The 17,365-nt window shown below is 39.0% G+C and carries 15 protein-coding genes; 7 read left to right on the forward strand and 8 right to left on the reverse strand.

Translation table 11 applies throughout. The features are described from left to right. Positions 1-7: 7 nt before the first annotated feature. Complete coding sequence (locus tag QLG01_RS06800; RefSeq protein WP_282496072.1) at positions 8-1,303, forward strand: ImmA/IrrE family metallo-endopeptidase; 1,296 nt, start codon at positions 8-10, stop codon at positions 1,301-1,303. Here QLG01_RS06800 and QLG01_RS06805 read toward each other — a convergent pair. The 5 genes from QLG01_RS06805 to QLG01_RS06825 form a co-directional block, all read right to left on the reverse strand. Further along, complete coding sequence (locus QLG01_RS06805) at positions 1,300-1,848, reverse strand: TetR/AcrR family transcriptional regulator (RefSeq protein WP_282496073.1); 549 nt, start codon at positions 1,846-1,848, stop codon at positions 1,300-1,302. The genes QLG01_RS06800 and QLG01_RS06805 overlap by 4 nt on opposite strands. A gap of 694 nt (positions 1,849-2,542) precedes the next feature. Beyond that, entirely contained in the window at positions 2,543-3,034 is a 492-nt protein-coding gene (locus QLG01_RS06810; protein WP_056483724.1) for a flavin reductase, read from the reverse strand. Between the two features lie 187 nt (positions 3,035-3,221). Further along, positions 3,222-4,265: a methionine synthase gene (locus tag QLG01_RS06815; RefSeq protein ID WP_151826903.1), complete on the reverse strand. Its 1,044-nt coding sequence runs from the start codon at positions 4,263-4,265 to the stop codon at positions 3,222-3,224. Positions 4,266-4,286: 21 nt separating this feature from the next. Then, positions 4,287-5,273, reverse strand: a complete 987-nt coding sequence (locus tag QLG01_RS06820) for a DUF1852 domain-containing protein (RefSeq protein WP_005302940.1) — start codon at positions 5,271-5,273, stop codon at positions 4,287-4,289. Between the two features lie 366 nt (positions 5,274-5,639). Then, positions 5,640-6,512, reverse strand: a complete 873-nt coding sequence (locus QLG01_RS06825; protein WP_282496074.1) for a LysR family transcriptional regulator — start codon at positions 6,510-6,512, stop codon at positions 5,640-5,642. Positions 6,513-6,767: 255 nt separating this feature from the next. Between QLG01_RS06825 and QLG01_RS06830 the strand changes: the two genes are divergently transcribed. Further along, positions 6,768-7,376 (forward strand): LysE family translocator, encoded by a 609-nt coding sequence (locus QLG01_RS06830; protein ID WP_282496075.1) that lies wholly within the window; start codon positions 6,768-6,770, stop codon positions 7,374-7,376. 88 nt (positions 7,377-7,464) lie between these two features. Here the strand turns inward: QLG01_RS06830 and QLG01_RS06835 are convergent, their stop codons facing one another. Then, positions 7,465-8,490: a fatty acid desaturase gene (locus QLG01_RS06835; RefSeq protein ID WP_282496085.1), complete on the reverse strand. Its 1,026-nt coding sequence runs from the start codon at positions 8,488-8,490 to the stop codon at positions 7,465-7,467. Positions 8,491-8,706: 216 nt separating this feature from the next. On the opposite strand from QLG01_RS06835, the gene QLG01_RS06840 reads away from it, so the two are divergent. After that, a complete protein-coding gene (locus tag QLG01_RS06840) occupies positions 8,707-9,714 on the forward strand; it encodes an AraC family transcriptional regulator (RefSeq protein ID WP_045437616.1) in 1,008 nt (335 codons plus the stop codon). A gap of 60 nt (positions 9,715-9,774) precedes the next feature. Here the strand turns inward: QLG01_RS06840 and QLG01_RS06845 are convergent, their stop codons facing one another. Together QLG01_RS06845 and QLG01_RS06850 are read right to left on the reverse strand one after the other, a co-directional pair. Then, entirely contained in the window at positions 9,775-11,142 is a 1,368-nt protein-coding gene (locus QLG01_RS06845) for an amidohydrolase (RefSeq protein ID WP_151826907.1), read from the reverse strand. Between the two features lie 33 nt (positions 11,143-11,175). After that, positions 11,176-12,561, reverse strand: a complete 1,386-nt coding sequence (locus tag QLG01_RS06850; protein ID WP_151826908.1) for a long-chain fatty acid transporter — start codon at positions 12,559-12,561, stop codon at positions 11,176-11,178. A gap of 298 nt (positions 12,562-12,859) precedes the next feature. Here QLG01_RS06850 and QLG01_RS06855 point away from each other — a divergent pair, with 298 nt between their 5' ends. The 4 genes from QLG01_RS06855 to QLG01_RS06870 all read left to right on the forward strand — a co-directional run bounded on the left by QLG01_RS06855 (position 12,860) and on the right by QLG01_RS06870 (position 17,325). Further along, positions 12,860-13,789 (forward strand): LysR family transcriptional regulator, encoded by a 930-nt coding sequence (locus tag QLG01_RS06855; RefSeq protein ID WP_151989068.1) that lies wholly within the window; start codon positions 12,860-12,862, stop codon positions 13,787-13,789. Positions 13,790-14,067: 278 nt separating this feature from the next. Then, on the forward strand, positions 14,068-15,378 hold the full coding sequence (locus QLG01_RS06860; protein ID WP_009390595.1) for an MFS transporter: 1,311 nt from the start codon (positions 14,068-14,070) through the stop codon (positions 15,376-15,378). 91 nt (positions 15,379-15,469) lie between these two features. After that, positions 15,470-16,264 (forward strand): substrate-binding domain-containing protein, encoded by a 795-nt coding sequence (locus tag QLG01_RS06865; protein WP_004773588.1) that lies wholly within the window; start codon positions 15,470-15,472, stop codon positions 16,262-16,264. Positions 16,265-16,395: 131 nt separating this feature from the next. After that, on the forward strand, positions 16,396-17,325 hold the full coding sequence (locus QLG01_RS06870; protein WP_005302910.1) for a LysR substrate-binding domain-containing protein: 930 nt from the start codon (positions 16,396-16,398) through the stop codon (positions 17,323-17,325). The last annotated feature ends 40 nt before the right edge of the window (positions 17,326-17,365 follow it).

Raw genomic sequence — 17,365 nt, forward strand, 5'->3', positions numbered from 1 at the left:
TTGATACATGGATACTAAAAAGAAAGGCGATATTTTTGAAAATTATGTTTTTGACTATTTTTCAGCTCTAATCCAAAAAGGTTATATGGGGCTTAATCCAAGTCACACTAAAATTTACAAGCAAAAGAAATATTATTCAAAGGATCGAGAAGACTATATTACCTTCGATGTAGCTATTGAAGTTTTCTTATTTGATCAAAAGGAACCATATTTAGTAATCTTAATTGAATGTAAAAATTATGAAAAAAATGTTCCTGTGGACGATATTGAAGAGTTTTCAACCAAAGTTAGTCAAGTCGGAAAACATTATACAAAGGCTATCTGCATTACTAAAAATGGCTTTCAGAAAGGAGCATTAAATGTTGCAAAAAATAGAAAGATAGGGCTGTGGAGAATTACAGCCAATGATAATCATGAAATTATCTTTAACAGAACGATTAATAGAGTAAAAAATATTGATGAAATTATAAGTAATGCTCTGACATCAGAAAACTTCCAAGATATTTCTTCTTCAAATATCTTTATTCAAACACCTCTACGCTTTACAAGTATTCCAAAAGATCTAATTTATGATTTCCTTTCATTACAGAAAGATATATCTCCAAAAGAATTTTTCACGCAACATCGTGTAAATTCATACTCTAAAACTATTCCTTATAAATCTAAAAAAGAGTTAAGTATTCTTGCAGAAAGCTTATTTAATAAATTTTATAAAAACGATGAGATAGATTTAAACGAAATAATAAATACATTAGGTTATAAAATTATTGAGATTAATACTCCCGAACATCCAAATATTATTGGTAAGCTAGAAACCAAATTAAAAACTATTACCATTTTTGGAAGTGGCTTCTTTTCTCAACATCAAATTAATTTTGCAAAAGCACATGAAATAGCTCATGTTTTTCTTAATCATAACAAGTATTTAATTTCAGAGAATTTTTCTCCAACTATGGAATCTCACTCTGTAAATATAGAGATTACCCAGAATATTGATCGACTAGAATTTCAAGCAAATTATTTTGCGGGTTGCTTACTACTGCCTGAAAATCGGTTAAAAGCGACTTTAAACTATTATTTACAACATTATGGCATTAGGAATAGAGGTTTCTCCCCCCTATACATTGATTCACAACCATGCAATTTTGAAAATTATAGAAAAATCATTTTACCTTTGACTGAAATTTTTAACGTTTCTCAAGAAACAATGAAAATTAGGCTTACAGAATTAGGTTTAGCTCAATTTGCTTTTCAACCTACTTCTCCGCATAAGGTAAAGAGGTCATATATAGATCGGTTCTAAGCCTCCCAAAACCTCTCCAACATCACATCCCGTTCATTCAAACTGTTAGAGCTTAAAACCTGTAGCATCAAGCCATCAATTAAATTTAAAACCATGTTGGCATCGGGATTAAATGCATTGCTTTCCAGACTAAAGACTAGATCAAAAAGCTCTCGAAGTAGCCATTTTCGATATTCAACTGCCATGCGGTAAGCCGTTGGATAAAGCTGTTTTATTTCAAAAATGGCCTTAAACAAAAGGTGGTAAAGGCTATTTTCATTGGCATGTAAACGGACAATTTCTTTAAGTTTATCGCTTGGTTTTGAGTAGCGGTGTGAATAGACAATTGCTAGCACTTCTTCTTTCAGTCGGCTTTTTTGAAAGCTTATGCAGGTTTCAACGAGCCTTTCTTTCGAGTGAAAGTAGTTATAAAGCGTGGCTTTCGGAATTTTAGTTTCTTTGGCAATTAGGTCTACGCCCGTGTTGTGAAATCCATAGAGATTAAATAGGTCTATTGCGGTATGTATTGCTTTTAATTTTTTTGAAGTCGTTTCTAAAGTTGGCATAGTTTTACCGTTATAAAAATTAGTTGTTATGTCTGGCTGAGATAAAAAGCCTGTGCCCCTTCTGGGAGAAAAAAAGCACAGCAAAGCCGTAAGACGGTGCTTGGCACATCTCAAGTTTTGTTTTGCTAAGTTTTAAGTAAAAATGACTTAAAGCCTGAAAACCTTATGGCGTTCAAGCTGCTTTAAATTTTTAAGCTGTGTCGTTATAGCTTTTGGCACTGAGGGCCAAGAAATAATGGATGTGCATAGCCAACTCCTGATTTTGGGAGTTCTGCCAAAGCATTCATTTGAAATTATGGTGGCAGAACGAAAGAGGGTTGACAGACTGGTGAAAGATTTAACCAGCACACCCGAAGGTGTCCCTCTCCCGTCCTACCGCTACGGGAGGAGACGAGGAGTTTACGCATAAGACTATTCCTCAGAAGGAATAACTCTGATGCGATCTTTCATTCAGCCTGTCAAAGCCGGCTGGCAATGTAGGCCAGCACGCAAAGCATAATCTGAGAGTTTAGAGGTGTCAATGTAGCTTTTATGACAAGTATTTAAATTTATTATTATTTTTCATTAGATTAACTTAATTATTATTTTAGATATTATATTTAATTGTATTTTTTAAATTTAGAGAGAAGCGATCCATGCTTATTCGTTTCTATCTTTTAACTTTTAATATGAGACAACAAAACGGAAAGTGGGATTAGACAATCTCGGTCTGCCCCACTTGGTGATAAGCACGATTAAAATAAACCAAACTTTGGTCATGCTCGCTTTGTTTAATCGCCACAATCGGACAAATAAGAATAGTGTGTGTGCCGACTTGTTGAACTTGCTCAATCTCGCAATCGAAACTGACCAAAGCATCATCTAATACAGGTGAACCTGTTTCTAACTCAATCCACGCGCCATGTTTAAAGCGTTCTTCTGGTGTGAGCTTAGATGAAAATGCTTTTGAAATATGTTCGTGGTGTGCGCCTAAAACATTCACAGTTAAGATTTTGTTATCTAGGAAATGTGCATGTGAACTCGCAGATTGGTTCATACAGACCAATAATGTCGGAGGTGTGTCAGTCACACTACAAACAGCAGAGGCAGTAAATCCAAAACGGCCAGACATGCCTGCCGTAGTCACAACACTAACCGCACTTGTGAGTAAAGACATTGCATTTCTAAAGTCTGTTGCTTGAACCATGACATTATTCCTAAATTGAATCGTACCTTGTCCTGAGTGTTTGCTATACCGCCCAACTCCATCAGGAAGGTACTTTATCGACATGCATTCTGAGTAGAACGACATGTAGTAAGTAAAATGAGGGTTACTTGTTTGATTATCAACTGCCATCAAAAAAGTAACCCTTTATACCACTTATTGGTAAATATTAAGCAGAGAGTTCAAAACCCGTAAGTTCTCTACGAACGATTTCTGCACCTGCACTTAAAGCATTTAACTTGCCACGTGCAACTTCACGTGAAAGAGGCGCCATACCGCAGTTTGTGCAAGGGTAAAGCTTGTCAGCATCTACAAACTGAAGCGCTTTACGAAGTGTGTTCGCCACTTCTTCTGGAGTTTCAATTTGGTTAGATGCAACATCAATTGCGCCGACCATGACTTTTTTACCACGAATGAGTTCGAGTAAGTCGATAGGCACATGTGAGTTGTGACATTCTAACGAGATAATATCGATGTTAGATTTTTGCAGTTTCGGGAAAGCTTCTTCGTACTGGCGCCATTCTGAACCTAATGTCTTTTTCCAGTCTGTGTTAGCTTTAATGCCGTAACCATAGCAAATATGGACCGCAGTTTCACACTTAAGACCTTCAATTGCACGCTCTAAAGTCGCAACGCCCCAATCATTTACTTCATCAAAGAAGACGTTAAATGCAGGTTCGTCAAACTGAATAATATCTACACCAGCAGCTTCTAACTCACGCGCTTCTTGGTTCAAAATTTTTGCAAATTCCCAAGCAAGTTTTTCACGGCTCTTGTAGTGACCATCGTAAAGCGTATCAATCATAGTCATTGGGCCAGGTAATGCCCATTTAATTGGTTGATCAGTTTGCTGACGTAAAAACTTAGCGTCTTCAACAAACACAGGCTTTTGACGAGACACTGCGCCTACAACAGATGGTACGCTTGCATCGTAACGGTCACGAATTCGAACTGTTTCGCGCTTCTCAAAATCTACGCCATTTAAGTGTTCGATAAACGTGGTCACAAAGTGTTGGCGGGTTTGTTCACCATCGCTCACAATGTCGATGCCAGCAAGGCGCTGTTCGTGCAACGCTAAACGTAGCGCGTCTTTTTTACCTTCAAGCAGACCTTCGTTTTCGAGTTTCCAAGGCGACCAAAGCTTTTCAGGTTCTGCAAGCCAAGACGGTTTAGGTAAGCTGCCAGCAGTTGAAGTCGGTAGTAATTTTTTCATGATCAATGACCTATATGTTGATTAGTTAAGAGCGTAATTAGCAGACCACTGCTCAAGAATCGCTTGGTATGGTTTGATAAATTGCTCTTCAACAAACTTCCCTTGCTCAATAGCGAGGCGGCTACGTTCTTCACGGTCATACACAATTCGAGTAAGTGAGTAATCTTGGTTCTTTAAGCTTGGCTGATAAGACTGTCCAGCCACTGAATTTGCGTTGTAAATTTCAGGGCGGTAAATCTTTTGGAACGATTCCATGGTGCTGATGGTGCTGATCAACTCAAGGTTGGTGTAATCACTTAGCAAATCACCAGTAAAATAGAACGCCAAAGGTGCAGCACTGTTTTTAGGCATGAAATAGCGAACTTTTAAGCCCATTTTTTGGAAATATTCATCAGTGAGTGAATAGTCTTCTTGCTTGTATTCCACACCCAAAACTGGATGTTCATTTTCAGTACGGTGATACTCTTTAGTTGTTGAAACGCTTAAGCAAATCACAGGTGCTTTTTTAAAGTTGGCTTTATAAGTTTCAGAGTTAATAAAGCTCTTAAACAAATTACCGTGCAATTCACCAAACTTCTCTGGCGTGCTAAAAGTAGACTTGTTTTTGTTGTGATCTAACAACAGCACACTAAAGTCATAGTCACGTACATAAGACGAGAAGTTATTGCCTACAATGCCTTCAATACGTTCATTGGTTTTCTTATCAACAATATTGGTTTTCAATATTTCGATTAAAGGAAGCCCGCTTGCACGGTTCTCGGCATCAATATTCATTTCAACTGAAATGATTTCAAGTTCAACGCCATAGCGGTCGCCTTTAGGGTTGTCCCAATGAGCTAAGGCATTAAAACGATTATCGATCATCTGTAAAGTGTTGCGCAGATTCTCTTCACGGCTCATCCCTCTCGCTAAGTTAGCAAAGTTGGTTGTAATACGCGTATTGTCTGCTGGACGATAGTTTTCATCGAAACAAATACTCTTAATCGTAAATGTAAATTCTTTACTCATTTTGATCAGTACCCTAATTTCTGAGATAAACCTAAAAATATTTCGAGCTCTTTTTAAACTTTCCAGCCTTGTCAGATTTGTGCCTTAAGGTCTTATCAAAAGTGAATAACTGGAACGCTTCAGAGCGTGAATAGATTTATACCGCAATCAGAACATGAATAAAAATGATTTAGTCTCATTCAAAACTGAGTGAAATTCATGTTTAGGGTTTAATAAAGAAGTATGAAGTTAAATATTTTTCATCTTAAGGAATTTTAGACAGCAGAAATTCATTATACGGCGCTCACACAGCACCTTAATCATTTTAAATATTAATTATTACTTTCAAATACTTAATAGTAAAAATTTAAGTTAAAAAGAATCAACCTAAAGTAATGTGTGCTGACTTTCATTCATCTCTGCTTTTAGCCATTCTAAAAATATGGTTTTACGTGAATCTTCCACAAAAGCACTATGAGAAAGTAAATAATAGGCTGAATTATCTTGTACAACAGGTGAAATTTTTTGCAGTAAGTTCCACTCAAGCTCTTTTTCAATCATATAAATTGAGATGATTGTTGCGCCAAGTCCCGCCAAACAGCCTTCTAAACATAGATAAAAATGTTCGAGTTCAACTTTAGCGTAGGCTTTTAAACTCTGCTTTAACTCAGCAATGCGATTCATGCTTGTGAAAAAATTTGGCCTAGAGGTCGAGATGAGTACGTCGTTTGTTTCCGATGGCTTGGTTGCTTGAACTAGAGCGATATATTCATCGGCAATCTTTTCACTATAGATATGCTCTCCCCAATCAAAGTCATTTCTACGAATCGCGATATCAATATTATCTTTTTCAAAGTCGACCACGCCGCCTGCGGTAAGTAGCACAACCTCAAAATCATGACCGAGCTTTTTAAATTTTGATAACCGTGGAATAAGCCATTTCATTGAAAGAGTCGGTTCACACGATAAAACCAATTGTTTGTTTTCAGCTTTAGGCTGGCTGAGTTCTATTAAACATTCATCGAGTTGACCAAACACCTGATGGCAACAACTTAGTAAAATTTCGCCCTGCTCAGTCATCACAAGAGTTTTATTTTTTCGGTCGAACAAAGTCGTATTTAAAGCTTCTTCTAAATTATAAATCTGTTTACTGACCGCACTTTGCGTCACAAATAATTTCTTTGCAGCTAAAGTGACGCTGCCATATTTCGCCACAAAGTAGAAAAATTTTAGTGAATTCAGCGATATTCTTTCAATCATTCCAAAAACTCATAGATATATAGTCGTTTTTATCGATTTTTATTTCTAGGTTTCTGTTCAAAATAAAAATCATCTTTATTAAAACCCATTTTAGATGATGAAAAATATATTGAATATCGATATCTATCTTCGAAAACCGGAAGCCTCCGCATTTCTTGCAAAAAGAATAGCAATTTTAAGTAATACTTTCGCTTTCTTAAATACATTCCAAAAAGTACAGATCAATTCCCTCGTTTTCAGTGAGGGCACAAGATAATGGCAGAGTTTATTGCGGTTATTTTAATTACGATTTTGGCGGTGGTTAGCCCCGGCGCTGACTTCGCGATCATGACGAAAAATAGTTATCTGTATGGCAGAAAAATAGGTGTGTTCACTTCACTAGGCATATCGCTTGGCGTGTTGGTACATGTGACCTATACATTAGTTGCCGTTGCCTTTGTGATGACTTATACGCCGCAAATTTTAAATATTGTTAAGTACATTGGTGCGCTTTACCTGATCTATATTGGCTATAAAACTTTTACGCAGAAACCAGTTTTAGACACTGCTGCCTTAACGTCTATAGGTACTTTGCAAGCCATAAAGTACGGCTTTTTTACCAACGCCCTGAACCCTAAAACCACGCTATTTGTGATTAGTACCTATACGCAAATTGTGAGTTTAACCACGCCTAAAACCATTCTTTTGGCTTATGGCTTTTTTATGTCATTTGCTCATTTTGCATGGTTTTCACTTGTGGCTGTGCTTTTCTCTTCCATGCTATTGAGACAGAAAATGTTGGCCAAGCAAGTACAGATTAATAAGGTGATTGGCTCAATTTTATGTGTATTAGGCGTGATTCTTCTTTTTACTCAGTTTCAGTAGAGCCACTTCATTTTTAAGAAACTGTAGAATGTGGACTGAACCCTGTGTACAGAACTCAGTCCATTCAAGCGAGTTAAGAATCTATTTGTTAAGTATTCGATTCAGATAAATTATTTACATTCCAACGATTTGCTCTTTTAAAGGTTCCGACATCGTTAAACCGCACTCCCATATCACGCATAACTTTATGGGCAACAGGCGCAGTCATTTGTCGAATGTAGAATGGTTCTTTCACCACAAAATGATGGATGGCATGTGTCGAACCAAAGTTAAAGCAAAAGAGTTGGAACGGCATCATCCACCACGGTGTTAATACTTGAGTTTGTTGAATGACATTACCCAATTCAACATCACCGTAGTAATGCATGTTGCTTGTCACAAAGTGCAGGCAGAAAGTACGCAGCACATTTGGCGCAATCCACACCACAGTCAAAATATTAATCACATGCATAACATTTAGCGTTGTAGCTGACCATGCGATCGGTGCATTTGCCAAGCTTGAAATCATATCAACTGCATGGAAGCCTAAGAAGATATACCAAAGAGACCAATGAATAATTCCAAGTGGAAAATAAGCTAAGAACGCACGTTTAAAAATAACTTTTCTAACAGTCCAATTGCTTGCAGCAATAATGCGTAGCAAAACTGCAAAACCATTGTCACCGATGGCGACGAGTCGGCGTATGCTCCACTGCTCTCCATTGGTGAGCGCTCTTTCTTCTAAATCAACTTCAGTGCCTGAATTTTTATGGTGATTAAAGTGAAGCTCACGGCGTTTCCATGGGTTAATGGTACTTGGGCGAGCTAACCACACTAAGCCCATCATAAGGTGATGTGCCCATGGCTTCTTTCTAAAATACATCCAGTGAATGAGGTCGTGTTCTAACTCATGGGTAAGAGATGCAAAAAACGCAATAATTGGAATTGCGAACCACGCTGAAAGCTGATGATTGATATAGAGTACAGCCGTAGCAATCATTCCAACGAGGGAAACAAATAGAATCATCGCTCCTATTGTGTTTTGATGGTTCAAAATGGGATGGCGCTTGCGTAAAGCCACACCTTCCGCTGTGACTACTTTTTTAATGTGTTCCGTTTTTTCGCTATCGCTCATTCCAGCAGGATTTTTATATATGTAGGTCATCCGTTATTCCTCAGTTTTCTCATATCCCTACTTTATTTATATCTACCTTTGTACGCTTAGCTCGAAACGCCAATCTATTGGCTATGGATGCCAAAATAGTAAGATTCAAAACAAACAAAAGATTTTTTAGTTTTGAATCTTTTATACTGCTCACAGGAATATGAGTCACAAGTTATAGGACATAACATGCCACAGACAGCAACGGCACTGGCTAGCTGGGTTAAAGCGATTCAAAAAGCGCTTGAGAAAGCAGGTGTGGATAGCCAACCTTTATTAAAACAAGCAGGTTTAGATGTTCAGGCCCTAAACGATCCAGATGCACGCTATTCATTAAAAAACACAGCAAATTTATGGAAATTAGCCGTTCAAGCGACTCAAGACTCGTGCTTTGGCCTTAAAGTTGCGAGCCAAGTCAACCAAAATACATTTCATGTGTTGGGCCATTCACTCATTACCAGCACCACACTAAAAGAAATGTTTTTAAGAATTATTCGTTACTTCCGCATAGTGACCGACATTCCCGAACTTGAATTTTATGGCGAGGGAAAAAATCATTATTTCGTTATTCATGTTCCCGACGAAGTTCAACCCGAATCTATCGATGCTTTTATCTCTGTTTTTATTCGTTCAAGTCGTGCGTTACAAGGTTCTGTTTTTTCGCCCTTACGCATTGAACTAAGACGCTCAGAGCCACAAGATTTAGAAACTTTTCAGAGTATTTTAAAAGCCCCGATTGTGTTTAATGCACCCAAAGACATGATTGTATTTGACACAGCAACCATAGAGCAGCCTTTAGATGGTGGGAATCCTAGCCTCACCCAAGAATATGATGAGATTATTAATCGTTATCTCGCACGGTTTGATAAAGAAAATATATTGGCTCGTGTGAAAGTAAAACTCATTGAAAAATTATCTACAGGTGACTTTCAACAGCAAGACGTTGCGAAAAGTTTAGGCTTAAGTATACGCAGTCTGCAACGCAAGCTTTCGGCAGAAAATACCTCTTATAGCGAGCTACTCGACAATACACGGCACGAACTCGCTTTGTCGTATATCAAAAATTCAAGCCACAATATTACCGAAATTGCCTATATTCTTGGCTTTACCGATGTGAGTAGTTTTACCCGTGCTTTTCGACGCTGGACAGATTTATCACCGCTACACTATCGGGAAAAACATCTGTCTTGTTCTTAAATTTTTAGAAATTTTAGATAAAAAAAGATGCCTCGATGTGCATCTTTTTTTATGAACATCTTATTTTTTATTTAATAGTTCGAGCATAGACACCGTGGTGACTTTAGCCCCGACAGGCAAGGCTTTTAAATCTACAACATAGTTCGGACTATGCGGAATATAAGGCACAGGTTTGCCTTGCTTGACTGCATTAGCAAACACAACCGGATCTGCCACGCCAATGAACATAAAGTTAAACGGAATGTCTTTTTGATCACCTAACAAATGGTGAACATCTTCAGAACCCATAACGGCGGGATATTCAGTTAGAACATGTTTGTCGCCTAGCAAAGCTTTTAGTGGTCCATTTAAACGCGCAGAGAATTCTTTATTATTGACTACAGGCGTACTTGAACCCTTAAAGGTAAAAGTAGGCAATTGATCTTTACCCATGCCCTGCATTTCGGCAGCACCTTCACTCATGAACTTAATGTTATTTAACATGGTTTCACGTACTTTTGGATCAAACCAACGTAAATTCATTTTGACCAGTGCAGTAGAAGGAATCACGTTATTCGAATTTCCGGCTTGGATCGAGCCAATCGATAAAACTGCTGCTTGTTGAGGGTCGACTGCGTTACCCATAATGGTTTGATATTGAGTTACTGCATTTGCCGCCATACTAATTGGATTTTTGGTTAGCATTGGTAATGACCCATGCCCACCCACGCCTTTAAATAAAACATCGAGCTGATCGGTTCCCGCCATGCGTGGCCCCGGCGCATTAATGACCACTCCAACAGGTGCAGGTGTGGTATGTACTGCAAAGAAATAATCAGGTTTTGGTAAGTTGTATTTTGTCCACAAACCGTCAGTCACCATAGCTTTAGCACCCGTTATAGGCTCTTCAGCAGGTTGTGCGACTAAAATAATAGTTCCGCTCCATTCCTTTTTTAAAGCGACTAAGGTTTTTGCCATACTGAGCATCCATGTCACATGTGCATCATGGCCACACATGTGTGCAACAGGCGTTTCGGTTCCATCGTCAAGTTTTACCCGCACTTTACTTGCATAAGGTAAGCCAGTCGCTTCTTGAACAGTATTGGCATCCATGTCGGCACGGTACATGACCGTTGGCCCATTACCATTTTTCAAAATGCCGACCACACCTGTCTTGGCTATGCCAGTTTTAACATCAAACCCTAATGACTTAAGCTCTTTGGCAACAATGGCAGAGGTACGCGTTTCCATAAACCCAAGTTCAGGGTGTTCATGAATATCTTTATAAACCTTACTTAACCATTCTGTTTGTCCATCAATAATCGTTAACGCTTTTTGTGAGACAGTAGGTAAATTAGATGGGTTTACTTCGGCATGGAGGACAGTTCCATAACCTGCCATCAAAGTCGATAACCCTAAAAATATGCCATTTTTGATGATTTTATTCATGTAATTAAAACCTTATAAATGAATGATTTAATTTTAAAATTTATATCCTATTTTTAAGCCATAGCTTATAGAGTGATTATCCTTAAACTCACCCACATAATAGTCACTGCCTGCCTGTGCGCCAAGCTGAGCTTTTGCATCGCCTAACCAGTAATATTTCACACCACCAGAAATAAAGTATTGCGATGTTGGACTGTATTGGGCTCCCACTCCTAAGTTGTAATATCCCTTGGTTGGGCCACCCGTTGAAACTTTATCGCCAGCTCCCGAGTCCCAGCCCACTGACACAGAACCTAGCCATTTAGGTGAAAAACGTTGCCCTAGTCCTAAATTTAAAGCCCACTGGTCATCATCATAACGAACCAAATTAAACCCTTCTGGACGGCTTGGTGTTGATAATCCCCCAATAACTTTTGAAATTTCACCAAAACGGTAAGGTTGTAGCGCCAAATCACTCCAATTTACCCAGCGCAAGCTCCCAAACAATAAAGTTCCTTGGCGTAAACCTGTTTGAAATTCTAAATTCACTGAGTTTGGAGATTTAAATTTGGTTGGGCCAGAGCCTTCGCTATTGGGTAACTCTGAAATAATATGATTTAAATAGTTTTTCTTTTGCTCGGTCATCTGCCCGATAGAAATCATATAGTCGAGATGTTGGCTAACTAAATCGCGTCCTTGCTGAGTCGTTAACATATCAATTAACGGCGCATTTTCAGTTGCGTTTACTTTGTGGGTAATGGCAGAACGATAGGTAAGTGAAACTTTAACGGCCTTTTCAGGAATTTGATAAGCCAGTCCAGCTAACCAGCCCCAATCACCCACAGTTTTAGTTTGAAAGTCATAGCCATTATAAAGACTAAATACATTGCCTCTTAAATTGACCTGACTTTTGAAAGTTTGATAAACCGGCCCTGCAAAAATATTCCAGTTTTTATTAGGCTGATATCCGGCAATGAAGCTGAAACTTTGAATATCAAATTCCGATTTTGCATTTCCTGTGGGAACTTGACCAGAAGTAGCATTTGCAAGGCTTGTAGTCGTAATACCGGGAAGCATAACTGTGTCTTTCGGCGTTGCGATAAAGCCATTTACACCAGAATATTCTGTGTCAGCACCAAAAGGCTGATCGTAAAGCAACCCAAATGAATACTGCGGTGCAAGCTGAAATTTTAAAGCCGCAGTCGGCCGATAATCTGTATTGGCAATGTCGGAAATTGACTGATGGGAAGGGTTAGTACCAGATTCCACTCCTTTTAAATCAGTATCTGTCACACCAAGACTTGCTTCAAAGTAATTTCCCGGTTGTAAAAATGCTGATACGGATTGGCCTGTTTTATCAAATGCAGCAGCCTGTAATGCACTTGTACAAATTGAAGCGATTCCCAATACTAATGTTCTATTTCTTACGACAAAAATCATGGATCCATCCTGGATTTTTTTATTTTGATTGTTCACTTTATTTAGATTTTGAGTGGTGCGCTTAGCTCCAAACGCCAATTCGTTGACTGTGGATGCCATATTTAAAAATTATACGATTGCCTCTCTGAAGTGAGATAATTTCCTTTGAACTCAAGATTAAAGACGACAAAGATTTAAAACTTTCAGATAATTTTTTAAGAAACTTTTGTATTTATTGCTGTTAATATTAAAGCACATGATAGATTTCCCAATCCTTCATATCTCTATAAATTAAGGATGATGAGCGAATACATTTATTATGGAAATCAAGCAAATAAAATATTTTTTGACGGTGGTTGAAGCAGGCAGTATTGGTAAAGCTGCTCAAAAACTCGATGTCGGTGCGTCAGCAATCAGTCAACAAATTAGCAAGCTAGAACAAGAGCTAAGCATTCGCCTATTACAGCGTAATGCTTTTGGTGTGACCCCAACTCCCGCAGGCCTCGCCTTTTTAAAACATTCTCAACTCATTTTACGTCAGATTAACTTTGCGGTAGATGCTGCCCATTCGGCACGGCTTTCAGGCCATGTGAGTCTTGGTTTTCCACCTACCATTACCGCTTTAATTGGCATCCCTTTAATGAAATTAATGTCTGAACGCTATCCAGACATTCGTCTAGAAATTGTGGAAACTCTGTCAGGCAACCTGATTCAGTCGATTAATTCGCGTCAGCTTGATATTGCCATTATTTTTACCAATGAAATTGATAAACAGTGGTCAATACAGCCTTTGGTCCGCGAACAAATGTATTTAATGGCACGCAAAGAAGTGCTTGAAAAATATGGTCTTGCCGATTGCATCAAAAGTGGAATTATTCAGTCCCAACAAATCGGTGATATTCCTTTAGTATTACCACGGCAGCGTCATAGCTTAAGAAAATTGCTTGAACACAAGATTGGGCAGCTTAATGTTGTCTATGAAATTGATGGTCTACACTTACTCATGGACAGCCTGATTCACCTTGACCTTGCAAGTGTTCGCCCCGGAAGTGCTTGTCTACAAGAATACAAACATAAGCTTCAATTACTAAAATTGATCGACCCTGAAGTTGAGCGAATCAATTACTTGGTGAGCCTTGCCGAAGAAGAATTATCACCTGCTGCACTGGCTGCAAAATCAGCAATTAAAGCCTGTGTAAAAGAGTTGATTCAAAACCAAATATGGCCGTGTTCTGAAATTATTTTATAAAGGGTCATTAATTTTATTAAATACCTAATTAATTTTGCCCTCTCACTCCCTCCTGCTGTTTGAGATTACATTTTCATCTGAATGATAAGTGAATTTCTGTTTATCGAATTATAGATGTGTAGTTTGAACTGGAAACAAGGCATCACATTTTCTACGAAGGACACCTTTAAATCTCATCTCTAACCCATTTGCTATTTAGGTTTATTGAATGAGTCGATTTAAGGCCCTCCATTGAAGATCGTGAATGTTTCCATTTTGTCAGGCCAAGGAGGTCTCCAATGGATGTCGTGAATAACCGTAGGGCTACTTTTAAAAAAATATTAAATGTAACGAGTGGCAACTTTTTAGAACAGTACGATTTTTTTCTTTTTGGTTTCTATGCCACTTATATCGCAGCAAAATTTTTCCACTCTGAAAATGAATATGTCTCTTTAATGATGACATTTACCGTATTTGCTGCGGGTTTTCTTATGCGTCCTCTCGGCGCTATTTTCTTAGGCGCTTATGTCGACAGAGTTGGTCGACGTAAAGGTCTTATTGTGACTTTAAGCCTTATGGCAATCGGAACCATCTTAATTACCTTTGTACCGGGTTATGAAACCATTGGTATTATTGCGCCAATTTTGGTGGTGATTGGACGTCTATTACAAGGCTTCTCGGCAGGTGTTGAATCTGGTGGTGTATCGATTTATCTAGCTGAAATTGCAACAGATAAAAACCGTGGATTTATCACAAGCTGGCAATCTGGCAGCCAACAAATTGCGGTTGTATTTGCAGCATTACTTGGCTACTGGCTCAACACCATTTTAACTACTGCTCAAGTGGGTGAATGGGGCTGGCGCATTCCGTTCTTAATTGGTTGTTTGATTATTCCTTTAATCTTCTTATTCCGCCGTACGTTAGAAGAAACTGAAGACTTTAAAGCGCAAAAAACTCATCCATCGACCAAAGAAATTTTCAGCACGCTTGCGAGCAACTGGCGCATCGTACTTGCAGGCATGATGATGAGTGCCATGACCACAACCACGTTCTATTTCATTACGGTTTACACCACTGTGTATGCAAAACGTACTCTAGAAATGTCGGTAACAGATAGCCTTTTAGCAACCGTATTTGTGGGTTTATCCAATTTCTTCTGGTTACCAATGGGTGGTTTACTTTCAGACAAAATTGGTCGTCGTCCAGTTTTAGTCGGCATTACCACGCTTGCTATCTTTACAACTTATCCAGTTTTAAGCTGGTTAGTGAGTGACATTAGTTTTACCAATCTCATTATTACGCTTGCTTACTTCTCGTTCTTCTTTGGTATGTACAACGGCACCATGGTAGCAACACTTGCCGAAGTAATGCCAAAACGTGTACGTACAGTTGGCTTCTCTTTAGCGTTCAGCCTTGCAGCCGCTATTTTTGGTGGTATGACTCCAATGGCTTGTACGTACCTTGTCGAAAACACAGGCAATGCAAGCACACCAGCATTCTGGCTGATGTTAGCAGCGGTATGTAGCTTAATCTCAAGCTTATATCTATGCCGTGGTTCTAAGCAGAAGAATGCAGACCCAATTGCTGAACCTGCGAAGGTTAGCGCTTAAAACAATAACTATTTAACCTGAAATTTTAATGAACAGTACGGCAGATCTTAAGTCTCCGTACTGTGCTCTCCTATCATTAAAGTGAGATACTATGAAAAAGTCCCCTATCTTCATGACCATTTGCCTAGCTGGTGCAGGCTTAGGCTCAACGCTTGCTAACGCAGATACACTCGAAGTGATTAGTTCAGGCGGTTTCTATTCATCTATGGAAAAACTCATTCCAATATTTGAAAAGCAAACTGGTCACACGGTTCACCTTTCGTCTGGTTCATCAATGGGCGCATCACCAACTGCAATTCCAAATCGACTCGATCGTGGTGAACATTTTGATGTGGTGGTGTTGGCTGCTCCTGAACTAAACAAGCTTGCAGAAAAAGGTTATGTAGACCCAAATTCACAAAGTGCTTTAGTCAATTCAAGCATTGGCATGGCTGTACCTAAAGGTGCACCAAAACCAGATATTAGCTCTGCGGCAAAATTCGAAAAAGTTTTATTAAATGCTAAGCACATTGGTTATTCAGCAAGTGCGAGCGGCACGCATCTTGAAAAAGATGTTTTCCCAAGCTTCCCACCTGTCGAATACAAAGTGATTTCTGGTAAAGCAGAAAAAGTGGTCGGTGACCGCGTTGCAAAACGTATTGCTGAAGGTCAGTTCGATATTGGTTTCCAGCAAATTAGTGAAATCAAACCTTTTACAGGCCAATATGGTCAAGTTGATTTAGTCGGCCCAATTCCTGCGCCTTATCAAAAAGTCACTGTATTTGCAGCGGGCATTGGTAAAAACTCTGAACATGAAAAAGTCGCAAAAGAACTCATCAAATTTGTGAAGTCACCACAAGCAACACAAATTATTGAAGAACAGGGTCTTGAGCAGGTTAAACAATAAAAGCTCTAAAAGGCAACATCTTGAGGTGATGTTGCCTTTACTCTGTTGGTGGTTTACTCAGCGTAATAGAACAAAATCAATAGCGATAAACCAGTGTAGAATAACCAATAAAGGACAATGTAGTATTTGCCGTGGAACTCAAACAATTAAAGTATTTTATTGCGGTGATCGAGTCAGGAAGCTTGGGTAAAGCTGCAAAAAATCTCGATATTGGAACTTCTGCATTAAGTCAGCAAATCTCAAAATTAGAAAGCGAGCTTTCGATTCGCCTTTTACAACGTACTGCTTTGGGTACAGTTCCCACCCCTGCGGGTTTAGCTTTTTTTCAACAAGTTCAACTGGCGCTTAGGCACTTAGACCATGCCGTAGACTCTGCACACTCTTCACGTTTAAGCGGTCATGTCACCGTCGGTTTTTCGCCGAGTGTCGCGTCGGTTATAGGCACGCACTTTTTAAAACTCATGAGAAACCGTTACCCCGACATTAAAGTCCGTTTAATTGAAGGCTTATCGGGTGACCTCAAGGCCTTAGTTAATGCAAGGCAGCTCGATGTTGCCATCATCTTTAGTGACGATGTCGACCCACAGTGGGCCATACAGCCTTTAGTCAAAGAGCAAATGTTTTTAATCTCGCCTAAAGAAGTGCTGAGTCAGTATCATCTTGAAAGCTGTATAGACACTCAAACCATTACTCATTCACAGCTTAAAGAACTTCCGCTAATTTTACCGAGTCAACGACATGGGCTGCGCTTGTTGCTCGAACAGAAAATTCATCAGCTTAAAGTGGCCTATGAAATTGATGGGCTGCATTTGTTAATGGAAAGCATCAGCCAACTCGAAATGGCAACCATCCAACCTGCGGGTGCCTCATTAAACTCACGGCAAGACCTATGTTTACTGCGCGTTGTAGAACCTGCTATTGAACGCATTAACTATTTAATTAGTCTGTCTGAAGAAGAACTCTCGCCTGCAACTTTAGCCACCAAAGTAGTGATTCGTGCTTGTGTGACCAACCTGATTAATGAAAAGCGCTGGCCCGGTGCGAAACTCATAAACACTTAAGCCATTAGTGTTTATTTTTACTAAACACCCATTCAAGCTT

It is taken from the genome of Acinetobacter sp. V89_4, assembly GCF_029967875.1.
Classification (GTDB): domain Bacteria; phylum Pseudomonadota; class Gammaproteobacteria; order Pseudomonadales; family Moraxellaceae; genus Acinetobacter; species Acinetobacter oleivorans.